At 70.6% G+C, this 14,384-nt stretch carries 13 protein-coding genes and 1 tRNA gene; 7 read left to right on the plus strand and 7 right to left on the minus strand.

Going from position 1 to position 14,384, the window contains the following annotated elements:
* The first annotated feature begins 13 nt into the window (after nucleotides 1–13).
* The 3 genes from ACFV9J_RS04400 (at nucleotide 14) to glmS (ending at nucleotide 3,110) form a co-directional block, all read left to right on the plus strand.
* Nucleotides 14–913: a DUF4429 domain-containing protein gene (locus ACFV9J_RS04400; protein ID WP_385349650.1), complete on the plus strand. Its 900-nt coding sequence runs from the start codon at nucleotides 14–16 to the stop codon at nucleotides 911–913.
* Nucleotides 914–1,001: 88 nt separating this feature from the next.
* Nucleotides 1,002–1,259, plus strand: a complete 258-nt coding sequence (locus tag ACFV9J_RS04405; protein WP_121702382.1) for a hypothetical protein — start codon at nucleotides 1,002–1,004, stop codon at nucleotides 1,257–1,259.
* Nucleotides 1,260–1,292: 33 nt separating this feature from the next.
* Nucleotides 1,293–3,110 (plus strand): glutamine--fructose-6-phosphate transaminase (isomerizing), encoded by a 1,818-nt coding sequence (gene glmS / locus ACFV9J_RS04410; RefSeq protein ID WP_385349655.1) that lies wholly within the window; start codon nucleotides 1,293–1,295, stop codon nucleotides 3,108–3,110.
* 39 nt (nucleotides 3,111–3,149) lie between these two features.
* Here glmS and ACFV9J_RS04415 read toward each other — a convergent pair whose 3' ends face one another.
* Nucleotides 3,150–3,677 carry a universal stress protein gene (locus ACFV9J_RS04415; protein ID WP_003976010.1) on the minus strand — a complete coding sequence of 176 codons (528 nt, stop codon included), beginning with the start codon at nucleotides 3,675–3,677 and terminating at the stop codon, nucleotides 3,150–3,152.
* Nucleotides 3,678–3,990: 313 nt separating this feature from the next.
* On the opposite strand from ACFV9J_RS04415, the gene ACFV9J_RS04420 reads away from it, so the two are divergent.
* From ACFV9J_RS04420 to ACFV9J_RS04435, 4 genes are all read left to right on the plus strand, one after another.
* Complete coding sequence (locus tag ACFV9J_RS04420) at nucleotides 3,991–4,290, plus strand: hypothetical protein (protein ID WP_385349657.1); 300 nt, start codon at nucleotides 3,991–3,993, stop codon at nucleotides 4,288–4,290.
* Nucleotides 4,291–4,676: 386 nt separating this feature from the next.
* Nucleotides 4,677–5,867: a helix-turn-helix domain-containing protein gene (locus ACFV9J_RS04425; protein WP_385349660.1), complete on the plus strand. Its 1,191-nt coding sequence runs from the start codon at nucleotides 4,677–4,679 to the stop codon at nucleotides 5,865–5,867.
* A 274-nt stretch (nucleotides 5,868–6,141) separates the two neighbouring features.
* Nucleotides 6,142–6,744, plus strand: a complete 603-nt coding sequence (gene orn / locus ACFV9J_RS04430; protein WP_385349663.1) for an oligoribonuclease — start codon at nucleotides 6,142–6,144, stop codon at nucleotides 6,742–6,744.
* Between the two features lie 121 nt (nucleotides 6,745–6,865).
* A tRNA-His gene (locus ACFV9J_RS04435) sits at nucleotides 6,866–6,938 on the plus strand.
* Nucleotides 6,939–6,989: 51 nt separating this feature from the next.
* Here the strand turns inward: ACFV9J_RS04435 and desD are convergent.
* The 6 genes from desD to desE form a co-directional block, all read right to left on the minus strand.
* The gene (desD, locus tag ACFV9J_RS04440) at nucleotides 6,990–8,777 is read right to left on the minus strand and encodes a desferrioxamine E synthetase DesD (RefSeq protein WP_385349666.1); all 1,788 of its coding nucleotides are present in this window, start codon (nucleotides 8,775–8,777) and stop codon (nucleotides 6,990–6,992) included.
* Nucleotides 8,774–9,334, minus strand: a complete 561-nt coding sequence (locus ACFV9J_RS04445) for a GNAT family N-acetyltransferase (RefSeq protein ID WP_385349669.1) — start codon at nucleotides 9,332–9,334, stop codon at nucleotides 8,774–8,776. Before ACFV9J_RS04445 ends, desD begins: the two co-directional genes overlap by 4 nt.
* Complete coding sequence (locus ACFV9J_RS04450) at nucleotides 9,331–10,611, minus strand: lysine N(6)-hydroxylase/L-ornithine N(5)-oxygenase family protein (RefSeq protein WP_385349672.1); 1,281 nt, start codon at nucleotides 10,609–10,611, stop codon at nucleotides 9,331–9,333. Before ACFV9J_RS04450 ends, ACFV9J_RS04445 begins: the two co-directional genes overlap by 4 nt.
* Nucleotides 10,595–12,037, minus strand: coding sequence for a lysine decarboxylase DesA (gene desA / locus ACFV9J_RS04455; protein WP_385349675.1), 1,443 nt, complete (start codon nucleotides 12,035–12,037; stop codon nucleotides 10,595–10,597). Before desA ends, ACFV9J_RS04450 begins: the two co-directional genes overlap by 17 nt.
* A 519-nt stretch (nucleotides 12,038–12,556) precedes the next feature.
* Nucleotides 12,557–13,246, minus strand: a complete 690-nt coding sequence (locus ACFV9J_RS04460; RefSeq protein WP_385349678.1) for a siderophore-interacting protein — start codon at nucleotides 13,244–13,246, stop codon at nucleotides 12,557–12,559.
* 26 nt (nucleotides 13,247–13,272) lie between these two features.
* On the minus strand, nucleotides 13,273–14,322 hold the full coding sequence (gene desE / locus ACFV9J_RS04465) for a siderophore-binding protein DesE (protein WP_385349680.1): 1,050 nt from the start codon (nucleotides 14,320–14,322) through the stop codon (nucleotides 13,273–13,275).
* Between the last annotated feature and the right edge of the window lie 62 nt (nucleotides 14,323–14,384).

Consider the following 14,384-nt stretch of genomic DNA (forward strand, 5'->3'; position numbering starts at 1 on the left):
AAACAATCCCCGCATGGCGGAAATCATCCAGAAGGACGGAACGTGGGTCTTCGACGGCGACGCCCTGCGGTTGACACCCGGGCGGGACAAGAACGTCAGTCTGCTCCGCAGGGAACTGGGTGAACTGCTCGTGCCGCTCGCGGCGTTGGCGGGCGTGTCGTTCGAGCAGGGGAAGAAGTCGGGGCGGCTCAGGCTGCGGCTGCGCGACGGCGCCGACCCCCTGCTGCACGCGACGGGCGGCCGGCTGACCGAGCCGCACGACCCCTACCAGCTCCTGGTGGAGTCCGACCGGTACGGCGTGGCCGAGTACTTCGTCGACGAGGTGCGCAACGCGCTGCTTCTCGACCAGGTTCCGTCCGGCCCGGTGGACGCCTACCTGCTGCCGGGGCCGTCGGTGCCGCTGTCGGTGTCGGCCGGGGACGGCGTCGCGAGCTTCGACGGGGAGCGGGTGCGGCTGGAGTGGAAGTGGCAGGCGGAGGACTCCAAGTCGGCCGCCGGGCCGCGCACCCTCCCCCTCGCCGACATCGTGGCCGTGGAGTGGCAGCCGACGGTGGGCCTGGAGAACGGCCACCTCCGCTTCACCGTGCGGGCGGCGCCGAGCAAGGTGCCGCCGAAGTACGACCCCAACGCCGTGGAGCTGTGGGGCTTCAAGAAGGACCCGTTGATGGCCCTGGTGGCGGCGGCGGTGCAGGCCCGTCTCCCGCACCCGGCCGCCCGTCCGGCCCTGGAGGACGCCGGCCCGTCCGAGGAGAGCCCCGCACCGGCGCCCGCGCCCGCACCCGCACCGGCCGCCGAGGACGACCACGACGCGCTGCTGCGCCGGCTGCGCGAGCTGGGCGAACTGCACCGCTCCGGAGTGCTGACGGACGAGGAGTTCACCCTGGCGAAGCAGGCGATTCTGAAGCGGATGTAGACACAGCACCCACACAGACACGCCCACGCCTGCCCGATATCGGGCAGGATTCTTGCACAAGCGTCTGCCTTACCCCAGGATCTACCGGGTGCACGACGAACTCGTTGATCATCTGACGCGGTCCACCCCGCTGAGCCGGGGCGAGGCGCTGCGCGTGGTCCAGGACGTGCTCGCCTACTTCGACGAGACGACCGAGGAATACGTCCGTCGCCGCCACCGCGAGCTCCAGGCCCAGGGCCTGGTGAACGCGGCGATCTTCGAACGGATCGAGGCGGAACTGAAATACCGCGCGGTCGCGCCGCCGGAGCTGTCGCTCCGTCAGCTGCGCCGCATCGTCTACGGCTGAGCAGGCCGAGAAGGACACGAGGGATACCTCTACATGTGCGGAATCGTCGGATACATCGGCAAGCGTGACGTCGCGCCCCTGCTCCTCGAAGGCCTCCAGCGCCTGGAGTACCGCGGGTACGACTCGGCGGGCGTGGTCATCACCTCCCCGAAGGCGACCGGCCTCAGGATGGTCAAGGCCAAGGGCCGGGTGCGCGACCTGGAGGCCAAGGTCCCCGCGCGCTTCAAGGGCACCACCGGCATCGCCCACACCCGCTGGGCCACCCACGGCGCCCCCTCCGACGTGAACGCCCACCCGCACATGTCGGCCGACAACAAGGTCGCCGTCGTCCACAACGGCATCATCGACAACGCCGCCGACCTGCGCCGCAAGCTGGAGGCGGACGGCGTCGAGTTCCTCTCCGAGACCGACACCGAGGTCCTCGTCCACCTCATCGCCCGCTCCGAGGCCGAGAAGCTGGAGGACAAGGTCCGCGAGACCCTGCGGGTGATCGAGGGCACGTACGGCATCGCCGTGATGCACGCCGACTTCCCCGAGCGCATCGTCGTCGCCCGCAACGGCTCGCCGGTCGTCCTCGGCATCGGCGAGAAGGAGATGTTCGTCGCCTCGGACATCGCCGCGCTGGTCACCCACACCCGGCAGATAGTCACGCTCGACGACGGCGAGATGGCCACCCTCAAGGCCGACGACTTCCGCACCTACACCACCGAGGGCACCCGCACCACCTCCGAGCCCACCACCGTGGAGTGGGAGGCCGCCTCCTACGACATGGGCGGCCACGACACCTACATGCACAAGGAGATCCACGAGCAGGCCGAGGCCGTGGACCGGGTGCTGCGCGGCCGGATCGACGACCGCTTCTCCACCGTGCACCTCGGCGGCCTCAACCTGGACGCCCGCGACGCGCGCGCCGTGCGCCGGGTGAAGATCCTCGGCTGCGGCACCTCGTACCACGCGGGCCAGATCGGCGCCCAGATGATCGAGGAGCTGGCCCGCATCCCCGCGGACGCCGAGCCGGCCTCCGAGTTCCGCTACCGCAACGCGGTCGTCGACCCCGACACCCTGTACATCGCCGTCTCCCAGTCCGGCGAGACCTACGACGTGCTGGCCGCCGTGCAGGAGCTCAAGCGCAAGGGCGCCCGCGTCCTCGGCATCGTCAACGTCGTCGGTTCGGCGATCGCCCGCGAGGCCGACGGCGGCATGTACGTGCACGCCGGTCCCGAGGTGTGCGTGGTGTCCACCAAGTGCTTCACCAACACCTGCGTCGCCTTCGCGCTGCTCGCCCTGCACCTGGGCCGCACCCGCGACCTCTCCGTGCGCGACGGCAAGCGGATCATCGAGGGGCTGCGCAGGCTGCCCGCGCAGATCTCCGAGATGCTGGAGCAGGAGGAGGACGTCAAGAAGCTGGCCGCGCAGTACGCCGAGGCCCGCTCGATGCTCTTCATCGGCCGCGTGCGGGGCTACCCGGTCGCCCGCGAGGCCTCCCTGAAGCTCAAGGAGGTCTCCTACATCCACGCCGAGGCCTACCCGGCCTCCGAGCTGAAGCACGGCCCGCTCGCCCTGATCGAGCCGGCCCTGCCGACGGTCGCGATCGTGCCGGACGACGACCTGCTGGAGAAGAACCGCGCGGCCATGGAGGAGATCAAGGCCCGCAGCGGCCAGATCCTCGCCGTCGCCCACCGGGAGCAGGAGAAGGCCGACCACACCATCGTCGTCCCGAAGAACGAGGACGAGCTGGACCCGATCCTCATGGGCATCCCGCTCCAGCTCCTCGCCTACCACACGGCGCTGGCGCTGGGCCGGGACATCGACAAGCCCCGCAACCTCGCCAAGTCCGTGACGGTGGAGTAGCCCCTGGAGCGGCCCCTGGAGCAGCCCCGCCCCGCGGGGTCAGGGAATGACCACCACGGGCCGCTTCGCGCGCTTGGCGAGGCGGCCCGCGACGGAGCCGAAGAGGCGGCCGACCAGTCCGTGGCTGGAGCCGACGACGATGGCGTCGGCCTCGTACTCCCGCCCCACCTCTTCGAGCTCGTGGCAGATGTCGCCGCCGCGCTCGACCAGGATCCAGGACACCTCGGCGAGGTAGTCCGCGCACGCCAGCTCCAGACCGAGCACCTCGGTGCGGTGGTCGGGCACGTCGACGAAGACCGGAGGTTCGCAGCCGGCCCACACGGTGGTGGGCAGCCGGTTGGCGACATGCACGATGACCAGGCCGGAGCCCAGCCGGGAGGCCATGCCGATGGCGTAGGCGAGGGCGCGCTCGCTGGACGTGGAGCCGTCGAAGCCGACGACGACACCGTGCTTGAAGGCTGGGTCGCACGACTGGCGTGGCTCTTCGGCCGCCAGGGGCTCGGCCGCCGTAGGTTCGGCGACGGGCCGCTTGCGGTCCGCGGGTTCGAAGAATTCGTGACCGGCCATGGCTGTCTCGGCGTTTTTATCCTCTATGGGGGACAACAGTGTGCGGCGGAGCTGTGTCCGGTGTGTGTCCGGGAATGGTCTTCCCAACCCCATACCCCCAAGGGTACGGCGGCACGCCTCCTTCGCCCAGATCCCGCGGGGGGTCCCCGCGGGATTCACCGGAGCATGCCCGAGAGGGCGCCCGTAACGCAATGGTTGCTGCTCTGTACAGGCGGTTTGCACAGGATTCAACTGTCCGTGACCGGTCGTGTCCCGTCGTGACCGACGCGGCGCACGGGCGTTGATCCCCGTGCCGCCACCCCAGGGAGCACCCGTGTCAGGACCGCACCGTCCCGCCGACCCGACGTCCGGCACACCCGACCGGGACGCCGTCACCGATCTGGTCCGCTGGGCGGCGTTCAGCTGCTTCCTCGTCCCGGTGGCGCTCCTCTGGTACGGCGCCTCCTTCGCGGGCGCCGCCGGCACGGCCTTCGGCCTGGCCGCCGTCACCGCCGCCTGCCGTCTGCTGCTGCGGCGTTCCGAGCGGGTCGCGGCCCGGCGGCGGGCGTGCGGGCGCGGGCGGCAGGCGCGCAGGGGCGGGCGGCACGCTGGGGAAAAAGCACCGGTCGACTGACCGGTTTCCGCGCACAGTTCCGCTTCTTTTCAGCCAACTTCCGCAGGTGGCGCATCCCCGCCCCTCACCACCCCCAATCCCCCGTTCCACCTGCACGGAAAGGGTCTCGGGCCCCCCTCGCACCCTACGGGGATTGGCCACTGACACAAGGCGCACTTCCCAGGGGCGCCCGGGAGTGCAACGCTTCGTGATCGACTGCTTCACGCCAAGTTGCCATGTCGACAATGTCCCAAGTGCCGAACCGGCCACCTCGGCGCGGCGGGACACAGTAGATTCGATCTTGACCGTCTACGGCGGGGGACTCGTGCAGGACCGAGGGGAAACGTGTTGGAGCGACAGACCCGAAGGGTGAAGGGCGCCGCGACCACCGAGGGGGGCTTAGCAGTATGAGCCACGACTCCACCGCCGCGCCGGAAGCCGCGGCCCGGAAGCTGTCCGGGCGCCGCCGCAAGGAGATCGTCGCGGTGCTGCTGTTCAGCGGCGGCCCCATCTTCGAGAGTTCCATACCGCTGTCGGTGTTCGGGATCGACCGCCAGGACGCCGGAGTGCCGCGCTACCGGCTGCTGGTGTGCGCCGGCGAGGACGGCCCGCTGCGGACCACGGGGGGCCTGGAACTCACCGCGCCGCAGGGGCTGGAGGCGATCTCGCGCGCGGGCACGGTCGTCGTGCCGGCCTGGCGGTCGATCACCTCGCCGCCGCCGGAGGAGGCACTCGACGCGCTGCGCAGGGCGCACGAGGAGGGGGCGCGCATAGTCGGACTGTGCACGGGCGCCTTCGTCCTCGCCGCAGCGGGCCTGCTGGACGGCCGCCCCGCCACCACGCACTGGATGTACGCGCCGACGCTGGCCAAGCGCTATCCGTCGGTGCACGTCGATCCGCGCGAGCTGTTCGTGGACGACGGCGACGTGCTGACGTCCGCCGGCACCGCGGCCGGGATCGACCTGTGCCTGCACATCGTGCGCACGGACCACGGCAACGAGGCGGCCGGCGCGCTGGCCCGCCGCCTGGTGGTCCCCCCGCGCCGCAGCGGCGGCCAGGAGCGCTACCTCGACAGGTCTTTACCGGAGGAGATCGGCGCCGACCCGCTCGCCGAGGTCGTCGCCTGGGCGCTGGAGCACCTCCACGAGCAGTTCGACGTGGAGACGCTGGCCGCGCGCGCCTACATGAGCCGCCGCACCTTCGACCGCCGGTTCCGCTCGCTGACGGGCAGCGCCCCGCTGCAGTGGCTGATCACGCAGCGGGTGCTCCAGGCGCAGCGCCTGCTGGAGACGTCGGACTACTCGGTGGACGAGGTCGCCGGGCGCTGCGGCTTCCGCTCCCCGGTGGCCCTGCGCGGCCACTTCCGCCGCCAGCTGGGCTCCTCCCCGGCCGCCTACCGGGCGGCCTACCGGGCGCGCCGCCCCCAGGGCGAGCGCCAGCCGGACCCGGACACCGCGGCCGCCTCCCGCCCGCTGCCCCCGTCCGACCCCCCGGCCGCCCTCGCCCCGGAGAACGCGGTCCCGTTCCAGACCCGCCGCACGGCGTCCCCGATGCCGGCGGGCGCGGCGAGCGTGCCGGGACAGCGCAGCGCACCGTGAGGTGAGGCAACGCGAGCCTCGAAACGCCGGACGGGCCCATGCAGCCCGTCCGGCGTTCCCGGCCCGCCCGGCGTTCTCGTACGACGCCGGGCAAGGGCATCCCGGCCTGTCCGGTGTTCCCGTGCGACGCCGGGCAAGGGCATTCCAGCCCGTCCGGCGTTTGAGGACGAGGCCCGTTCAGGGCCGAAGCGGGGGTTCGGGGGCGGCAGCCCCCGTGACGCCCGCACCGACGCCGGGGGCCCGATCAACAGGCGCCCACCGTAAAGTGGCCCGCATGAACGATCGCATGGTGTGGATCGACTGCGAGATGACCGGCCTCTCGCTGTCCGACGACGCGCTCATCGAGGTTGCCGCCCTCGTCACCGACTCCGAGCTGAACATCCTCGGCGAAGGCGTCGACATCGTGATCCGCCCGCCGGAGCGGGCCCTGGAGACCATGCCGGAGGTGGTGCGGGAGATGCACACCGCGTCCGGGCTGCTCGCGGAGCTGGACGGCGGCACGACGCTGGCGGACGCCGAGGCCCAGGTCCTGGCCTATGTCCGGGAGCACGTGAAGGAGCCCGGCAAGGCCCCCCTGTGCGGCAACTCCGTCGGCACCGACCGCGGCTTCCTGCTGCGGGACATGGCGACGCTGGAGGGCTACCTCCACTACCGGATCGTCGACGTCTCCTCGATCAAGGAGCTGGCCCGCCGCTGGTACCCGCGGGCGTACTTCAACAGTCCCGAGAAGAACGGCAACCACCGGGCGCTCGCCGACATCCGCGAGTCCATCGCCGAACTGCGCTACTACCGGGAGGCGGTCTTCGTCCCGCAGCCCGGCCCCGACTCCGACACGGCCAGGACGATCGCCGCGAAGCACGTCGTAGCCGCCGGTTAGAGCCGCGGGCCCGCCGGACGGCGGCGTCCGGAAAGCCGGGCGCGAGCACCCCTTCGGACCCTGTACACTTTTTCTCAGCCGGTCGGGAAACCCGCCACGCGGGATTCGAGCACCGGCCTCGGTGGGTGTAGCTCAGCTGGTAGAGCACCTGGTTGTGGTCCAGGATGCCGCGGGTTCAAGTCCCGTCACTCACCCTGAATGATCAAGGGCTGACCTCGTAGTACGAGGTCAGCCCTTGATCTTGTTCACGGCCCCGCGAGGGGGTTCCTCAGGGTCCCGATCAGCTGGAGCGCGCCGGACGGGTCGGCGAGGTCCACCATCTGCCGGTTGTCGCGCAGCTGGAGCCGGTTGAGGCAGGACAGGGCGAACTCGGGCGCGAACATGTCGTACCGCTCGAACTTGTCGGCCAGCTCCGGCACCGACTCCTGGTACTCCCGGGTGACCTCGGCGACCGTCCCCCAGAAGGCGTCCTCCTCCAGAATCCCCTCCTCCGCGAGGTTCGCGGCCAGGAAGCGGAAGAAGCAGTCGAAGACGTCCGTGAAGAGGGACAGGAGCTTCTTGTCGTCGGGCACGTCCACCGCGATGCGGGAGACCTCCGGCGGCAGCACGGCGTCCGGGTCCATCACCGCGATCTCCTCGGCGATGTCCTTGTAGATCGCCCGCCGCACCACCCCGTCCGCCAGCACGAGGATCACGTTCTCGCCGTGCGGCATGTACACCAGGTCGTAGGCGTAGAAGCTGTGCAGCAGCGGGACGTAGTAGGCCCGCAGGTAGTGCCGCAGCCACTCGGTGGGCGTGAGCCCGGACCGCTCGACCAGCGCGCCCGCGAAGGAGGCGCCCTCGTGGTCGACGTGGACGAGGGAGGCCATGGTGGCGAGGGTCTCGCCCTCCTGGAGGGACGGCACGGGGCTCTCCCGCCACAGCGCCGCCAGCATCTTGCGGTACGGCGAGTAGCGGTCGGTGGCCCGCTCGTACTCCAGGTGCCGGTAGCCGACGGCCGCCCGCTCCCGGATGATGCTCAGCCCCGTCTCCTTCAGCACCGGGTCGCTCTCGATCAGCCGGGCGAGCCAGTCGTTGATGGCCGGGGTGGCCTCCATGTACGCCGCCGACAGACCCCGCATGAAGCCCATGTTGAGGACGGAAAGGGCCGTCTTCACATAGTGCTTCTCGGGGTGCGAGGCGTTGAAGAAGGTGCGGATGGACTGCTGGGCCAGGTACTCGTCGTCGCCCTCGCCCAGGCACACCAGGTGCCCGCGGGCGACCTCGGCGGCGAAGGTGACGGTGAGCTTGTTCCACCACTGCCAGGGGTGCACCGGGATCAGGAGGTAGTCGGCCGGGTCCAGGCCGCGCCCGCGCAGGACACCGTGGAAGCGGTCGACGGTCCCCTCGCCCAGCTCGTCCCGTACGAAGGACTCGTACTCGATGCCCACGCCCGCCGTGAACGCCGCCCGCGAACGGTGCGCCGCCAGCCACACCAGGCGCACCGGGCTCGCGGTCTCGGGGGCGTACGACAGGTACTCGTGGACGCCGAAGCCCAGCCGGCCGTTGTTGGCGACGAAGCAGGGGTGGCCCTCGGTCATGCCCGTCTCGACGGCCTGGAAGTCCCCGCCGCGGGCCAGCTCGGCGGAGGTGACCTGCGGCTTGGTCAGCTTGTAGCAGGTGCCGGACAGGGTGGAGGAGATCTCCTCCAGGTACACGGGCAGGATCTCGTCGCTCAGACCCAGGGTCTGCTTCAGCTCGACGAAGAAGTCCAGCGCGGCGAGCGGGAGTTCCGCACCGTCGCGGTGGCGGGTGACGGAGGCGGCGTCCACCTGCCAGTGGTCCAGGGCGCGGACGGTGGCGCTGAAGCGGTAGACGGTCTGGCCGTCGTCGCTGCGGACCGCGTACGCCCGGCCGGCCCCCTCGTCCGGCTCCCGCTCGGGGGTCAGCAGCCGCTCGTGGGCGAACTCGGCCAGCGCCTTGCGGATCAGGAGGCGGTTGGCCCGCTCCCAGCGTTCGGGGCTCAGGTGGGCGACGGCGTCGGCGAGGGTCATGCGGACACCGCCTTCGCGAACTGCTCGCGGGTGCAGAAGCTCAGCAAGGCCTTCTTCTCCGGCTTCTGGATCTCGCGCTCGGGCACGAATCCGACGGCTGCGTTCAGGGCGTGGACGGCGGTGTTGGCGACGTCCGGTTCGACGACGACCCGACGGGTCGCCGGGTCGGCGAACAGCTCGGTCATCACGGTGGTGATCACGGCGCGGGTGAAGCCGTGCACGGGCCGGTCGGTCGGCGCGACCAGGAAGTGCATGCCGACGTCGCCCGGCTCGGGCTCGTACAGCCCGACCAGCTCGCGGTGGGCGGGGTCGTAGCGCTCCATCAGGAAGGCCGGGACCCCGTCGTGCAGGCCGAGGTGGGCCTGCTGGTGCTCGTCGGCGGCCAGTCCCATGTAGGCCCGCTCGACGTCCACCAGCCCGGCATCCTGCATCATCCAGAACGCGGACTTGGGGTGGGTGAGCCAGCCGTGCAGCAGCTCGGCGTCGGTCAGCGGGTCGACGGGGCGCAGGGTCAGCGCCCCGACGGCGGTGGCGGTGGTGGTGCTCGTGCGGCTCATACGGCGAACTCCTGGAACGCGATCGTCTTCTCGACCGGGTAGTACTCGCGGCCGAGCAGCTCCCGGACGATGCAGCTGTTGCGGTAGGCGCCCATGCCCAGGTCGGGGCTGGTGACGCTGTGCGCGTGGACCCCCGCGTTCTGCAGGAACACACCGCTTCCCGTGACGTCGACGGCGTAGTTGCGGCCGATGTCGAAGTTGCCGCGGGAGTCGTAGCGCAGGCGGTCCCGGACGGGCTTGAGGAACTCCGGCTCGGTGTAGCGGTAGCCGGTGGCGAGGACCAGGCCCTCGGTCTCGATCTCGAAGTCCGTGCCCTGCTCCTCCTGGCGGAACCCGAGCGTGTACGTGCCGTCCGTGTACCGGGCGCCGGTCAGTGCCGAGTTGGTGAGCAGGCGGGTGGGGACGGGGCCGCCGAGCCGTTTCTGGTAGAGCAGGTCGAAGATCTCGTCGATCAGGTCGCCGTCGATGCCCTTGAACAGGCCCTTCTGCTCAGCCGTGAGGCGGTAGCGGGTGTCCTCGGGCAGCGCGCGGTAGTAGTCCACGTACTCCGGGGAGGTCATCTCCAGGGTGAGCTTGGTGTATTCGAGCGGGAAGAAGCGCGGGGAGCGGGTCACCCAGTTCAGCCGGTAGCCGTGGACGTCGATCTCGCTCAGCAGGTCCTGGTAGATCTCGGCGGCGGACTGGCCGCTGCCGACCAGTGTGATCGACTTCTTCTTCACCAGCTCCGCCCGGTGCTGCACGTACCGGGAGTTGTGGAGGAAGTCGCCGGCCAGGCCCCGGCAGGCGTCCGGGATGTGCGGCGGGGTGCCGGTGCCGAGGACGAGGCGGCGGGCGCGGTAGGTGTCGCCGGAGGTGGTGGCGACGGCGTACAGCTCCTCGCGCTCGTCGTACGTGACCTCGGTGACCGTGGTGGAGAAGCGGACGCTGCCCAGTTTGTTCGCGGCCCAGCGGCAGTAGTCGTCGTACTCGACGCGCAGCGGGTAGAAGTTCTCCCGGATGTAGAACGAGTAGAGGCGGCCCTTCTCCTTCAGGTAGTTCAGGAAGGAGTATGGCGAGGTCGGGTCGGCGAGCGTCACCAGGTCCGACATGAACGGGGTCTGGAGGTGGGCGCCGTCCAGGAACATCCCGGCGTGCCACTCGAAGTCCGGCTTGGACTCCAGGAAGACGCCGTTCAGCCCGGCGATCGGCTCGGTGAGGCAGGCGAGGCCGAGGTTGAAGGGGCCGAGGCCGATGCCCACGAAGTCGTACGGGGCGCTGGCTTCAGGAAGCGCGGTCAAGGGAGTCTCCCAGGTACTGCTCGGCGTGGCCGGCGATCAGGTCGAGGACGGCGGCGATGTCGGCCGGGGTCGTCTCGGGGTTGAGCAGGGTGAACTTCAGGTAGTGGCGACCGGCGACCTTGGTGCCCGCGACCACGGCGTCGCCGGACGCGAACAGGGCCTTGCGGGCGTAGAGGTTGGCGCGGTCGATCTCGGCGGGGTCGGTGACGTCCGCCGGGATGTGGCGGAAGACCAGCGTGGACAGCGACGGCTGGACCACGACGTCGAAGCGCGGGTCGGCGGCGAGCAGTTTCCAGCCCTCGGCGGCCAGGTCGCACACCTCGTCGAAGAGTTCGCCGATGCCGTCGGCGCCCATCACGCGCAGCGTCATCCACAGCTTGAGCGCGTCGAAGCGGCGGGTGGTCTGGAGGGACTTGTCCACCTGGTTGGGGATACGTTCCTGCACCATGCGGCGCGGGTTGAGGTACTCCGCGTGGTAGGTGGCGTGGCGCAGGGTGGCCGCGTCCCGGACCAGCACGGCCGAGGAACTGACCGGCTGGAAGAAGGACTTGTGGTAGTCCACGGTGACCGAGTCGGCCCGCTCGATGCCGTCGATGCGGTCCCGGTACTTCAGGGAGGCGAGCAGCCCGCAGCCGTAGGCCGCGTCGACGTGCAGCCACACGCCGTACTGCTCGCACAGCCCGGCGATCTCCGGCAGCGGGTCGATCGAGCCGAAGTCGGTGGTGCCGCCGGTGGCGACGACGGCCATGGGGACCCGGCCGTCCCGCGCGCAGCGCTCCAGCTCACGGGCGAGGGCGACGGTCTGCATCCGCTTGTCGCGGTCGACCGGGACCGACACGACGGCGTCGGGGCCGAGGCCGAGCAGTTTCGCGGACTTCTTGACGCTGAAGTGGCTGGCCTCGGAGGCGAAGATCCGCAGGTCGGCGAAGTCCTCGGCCTTCGCCTCCTCGCGGGCGAGGAGCAGCGCCTGGAGGTTGGACTGGGTGCCGCCGGAGGTGAACACGCCGTCGGCCGCCGGGCCGAGGCCGATCCGGGCGCAGGTCCAGTCGATCAGCTTCCGCTCGATGAGCGTGCCGCCGGCCGACTGGTCCCAGGTGTCCAGGGAGGAGTTGACGGCGGACAGGACCGCCTCACCGAGCAGCGCCGGTATGACCACCGGGCAGTTGAGGTGGGCGAGGTAGCGGGGGTGGTGGAAGTAGACGGCGTCGCGGAGGTAGACGTCCTCCAGCTCGTCGAGTACCGCGGCCGTGTCGTGCAGCGGCTCGTCGAGGTCGATCCGGTCGATGCGGGGGGAGAGGGCGTCGACCGTGACGCCGGTGAACGGACGGTCGGTGGCGGCGAGTTTGGCGGCCACCCGCTCGACTCCTTGGGTCACGGAGTGGCGGTACTGCTCCGCGGTGGCGTCGTTGAGCAGGTGCGAGCGCATGTGGGGGTCCTCCGGTGGGGACGGTCCGAGAGGGGTGGGGGAGGGCCGGAGCCCTCGCTTCGACTTAGGTGAGCCTAACCTAAGTTGAGTCGATCAAACGCGTGCCTGTGGGTGACCGCTGTCACGCACGCCCCGTCCGTGCGGCCGGGTGGGGCGGGGTGCGGTGGCGGGGGGCGGTCCTCAGCCCTGCTCGCGGAGTTGTTCCTCCGTCAGGCCCCGGGGACGGCGGCACCGTTGCCTTCGGGCGGGGGAGGAATCGGACCCCTGCGGAGAGGGCAGAGAGCGGGGTTTTGCCCCCCAGGGCGAAAGACCGTACTCATCCGCTGTCGACAGCTTGTAGAATCGTCCCCGCTGGTCGAGAACCAAGACAGCATCCTGCGTTGCGAGAACCAAGCGCGCACTTGCACCACCAAGCTTGATCGAAGATCCCGGGCTGGTTTCAACCCGGCTGGTGTTGAGGGAGTGAGACCTTGCCGGTCGATGACCGGTGGGGCTTCCTGAGCCAGGAATCCCCCTGCTTCAGCTGGGGGAGGATTCAACACCAGGTCGGTGTCCCCGGGGCGGCCGGAAGCGGATCGCCCGGTTGTCGGCGACCGCCGGACCGAGCAGCAGCACACGGTCGCCGGGGACGGCGTCGGCGGCCCAGCGGGCGGCGGGGCCTGCCTGGAGCGCCGAGTCCGGTTCGAGGCCGTGCAGGACGAAGTCGACGTCGATCTCGGCGGTGTGCCCGTCGTCGTCGCGGCGCAGCGCCCGCAGCGTGTACGAGCGCATCACCGCCCGCACGTCGTCCGGCAGTTCCCGCCAGCCCTGCCACCAGCCCTCGCCCAGCTCGACGGGGACCGCGGGCTCCGCCTGCCCCGGGTGCGGCAGGAACAGCGACAGCGACTGGTCGAGGCCGTCGGAGCGGAAGGCGCGCAGGTCGGTCCCGGCGAAGGTGACCCGGGCCAGAGACGGACTTAGGGGGTGCCGATTGGATCCTGCCGGGGTCGCGGGGCCTGGCACGCACATCTGCGGCGTTGTCGTCGGTTGCCAGGGCTCCGCCCTGTCGCCCTCCTCCGCCTTGCAGCTGCACGCACCAGACCCCGCTCGGGTCGGCAACAAGGCACCGTCGCCCGGGGCCGGCCTGATCCAATCGACACCCCCTAACCGGCTCGTCCGTACGACCTGGAGGGCGAAGAAACGGAACGGGGCGGCCACGGCCGTCGTCATGAGGGGCTCCGGGGGAGGGGGGCGGGTCAGCCGACCTTCTTGGCGTTCTCGATCGCCTCGGCCAGGTTGTCCAGCAGGGGCGTGCACTTGTCGTAGGACAGGATCGGCTCGGGGGAGCGGGCGATGACCTGTCCGGCCTTGACCGCGGGGAGCTGCTTCCAGGTGCCCTCGGTGATGTCCGCGGGCTGGATGGTCGAGGCGCGGTCGTCCATGATGATGACGTCGGCCGGGTACTTGTCGACGTTCTCCCAGCTCAGGGACTCGAACCAGCCGCCGGTCGCCTTCTTGGCGTCCTCGGAGGGCTCGACGAAGTTCACGCCGAGGGCCTTGAAGTACTCCAGGTCCACCGAGAGGTTGGTGCCGGAGACGTAGAACAGGTCGGGGCTCGCGGAACCGGCCAGCACCCTGATCTCCGGCCTGGCCTTGGCGGCGGCGCGCAGCCGGGCGGCGGCCTTGTCGAAGGCGGCCTTGGCGTCGGTGGCCTTCTTGGCCTTCATGTCCGCGCCGAGCGACTCGGCCAACTCCCACATGCGCTGGAGCGGCTGGGTGAGCTGGCGGTCGAAGACCGAGATCGCGACGCTCGGGGCGAGCTTGGCGATCTTGTCCTTGGACTCCTCCGGGACGGACCACAGGGTGCCCGCGGTGTCGAACGTCGTGGTGATGAGCACCTCGGGGGCGAGGGAGGCGTACTTCTCGACGTTGAGCTTGCCCCACTCGTTGCCGAGCACGGTGACCTTGTCCACGTCCAGGTCGCCGGCCTGCACGTCGGGCTTGCCGTCCTTGGTGGTGGTCGGGCCGAAGACGCCCTTGACCTCGACGCCGTAGTCGAAGAGGGCGGCGGCGACACCCGTGAAGGCGACGATGTTCGCCGGCACCTTGTCCAGCTTCACGGTCGTGCCGCGGTCGTCCTTGAAGGACCAGGGGCCGGACTTGGCGGCGCCGCCCGACCCGTCGCCCGCCCCACCGCTCTTGCCGTCGTCGTCGCCGCAGGCCGCGAGCACGGCGCCGAGGCCGAGGGCGCCGCCGGCGGCGAGGATTCCGCGGCGGGTCGGGTGGGTAGCGCTGGCGTTGGACATGGTGGTGGCTGCCTTCGAACGGTGCGGAGCGTCGCGCCCTGCGGGACAATTCGAAGGTAGGT

Source organism: Streptomyces sp. NPDC059906, assembly GCF_042730645.1.
Classification (GTDB): domain Bacteria; phylum Actinomycetota; class Actinomycetes; order Streptomycetales; family Streptomycetaceae; genus Streptomyces; species Streptomyces rubrogriseus.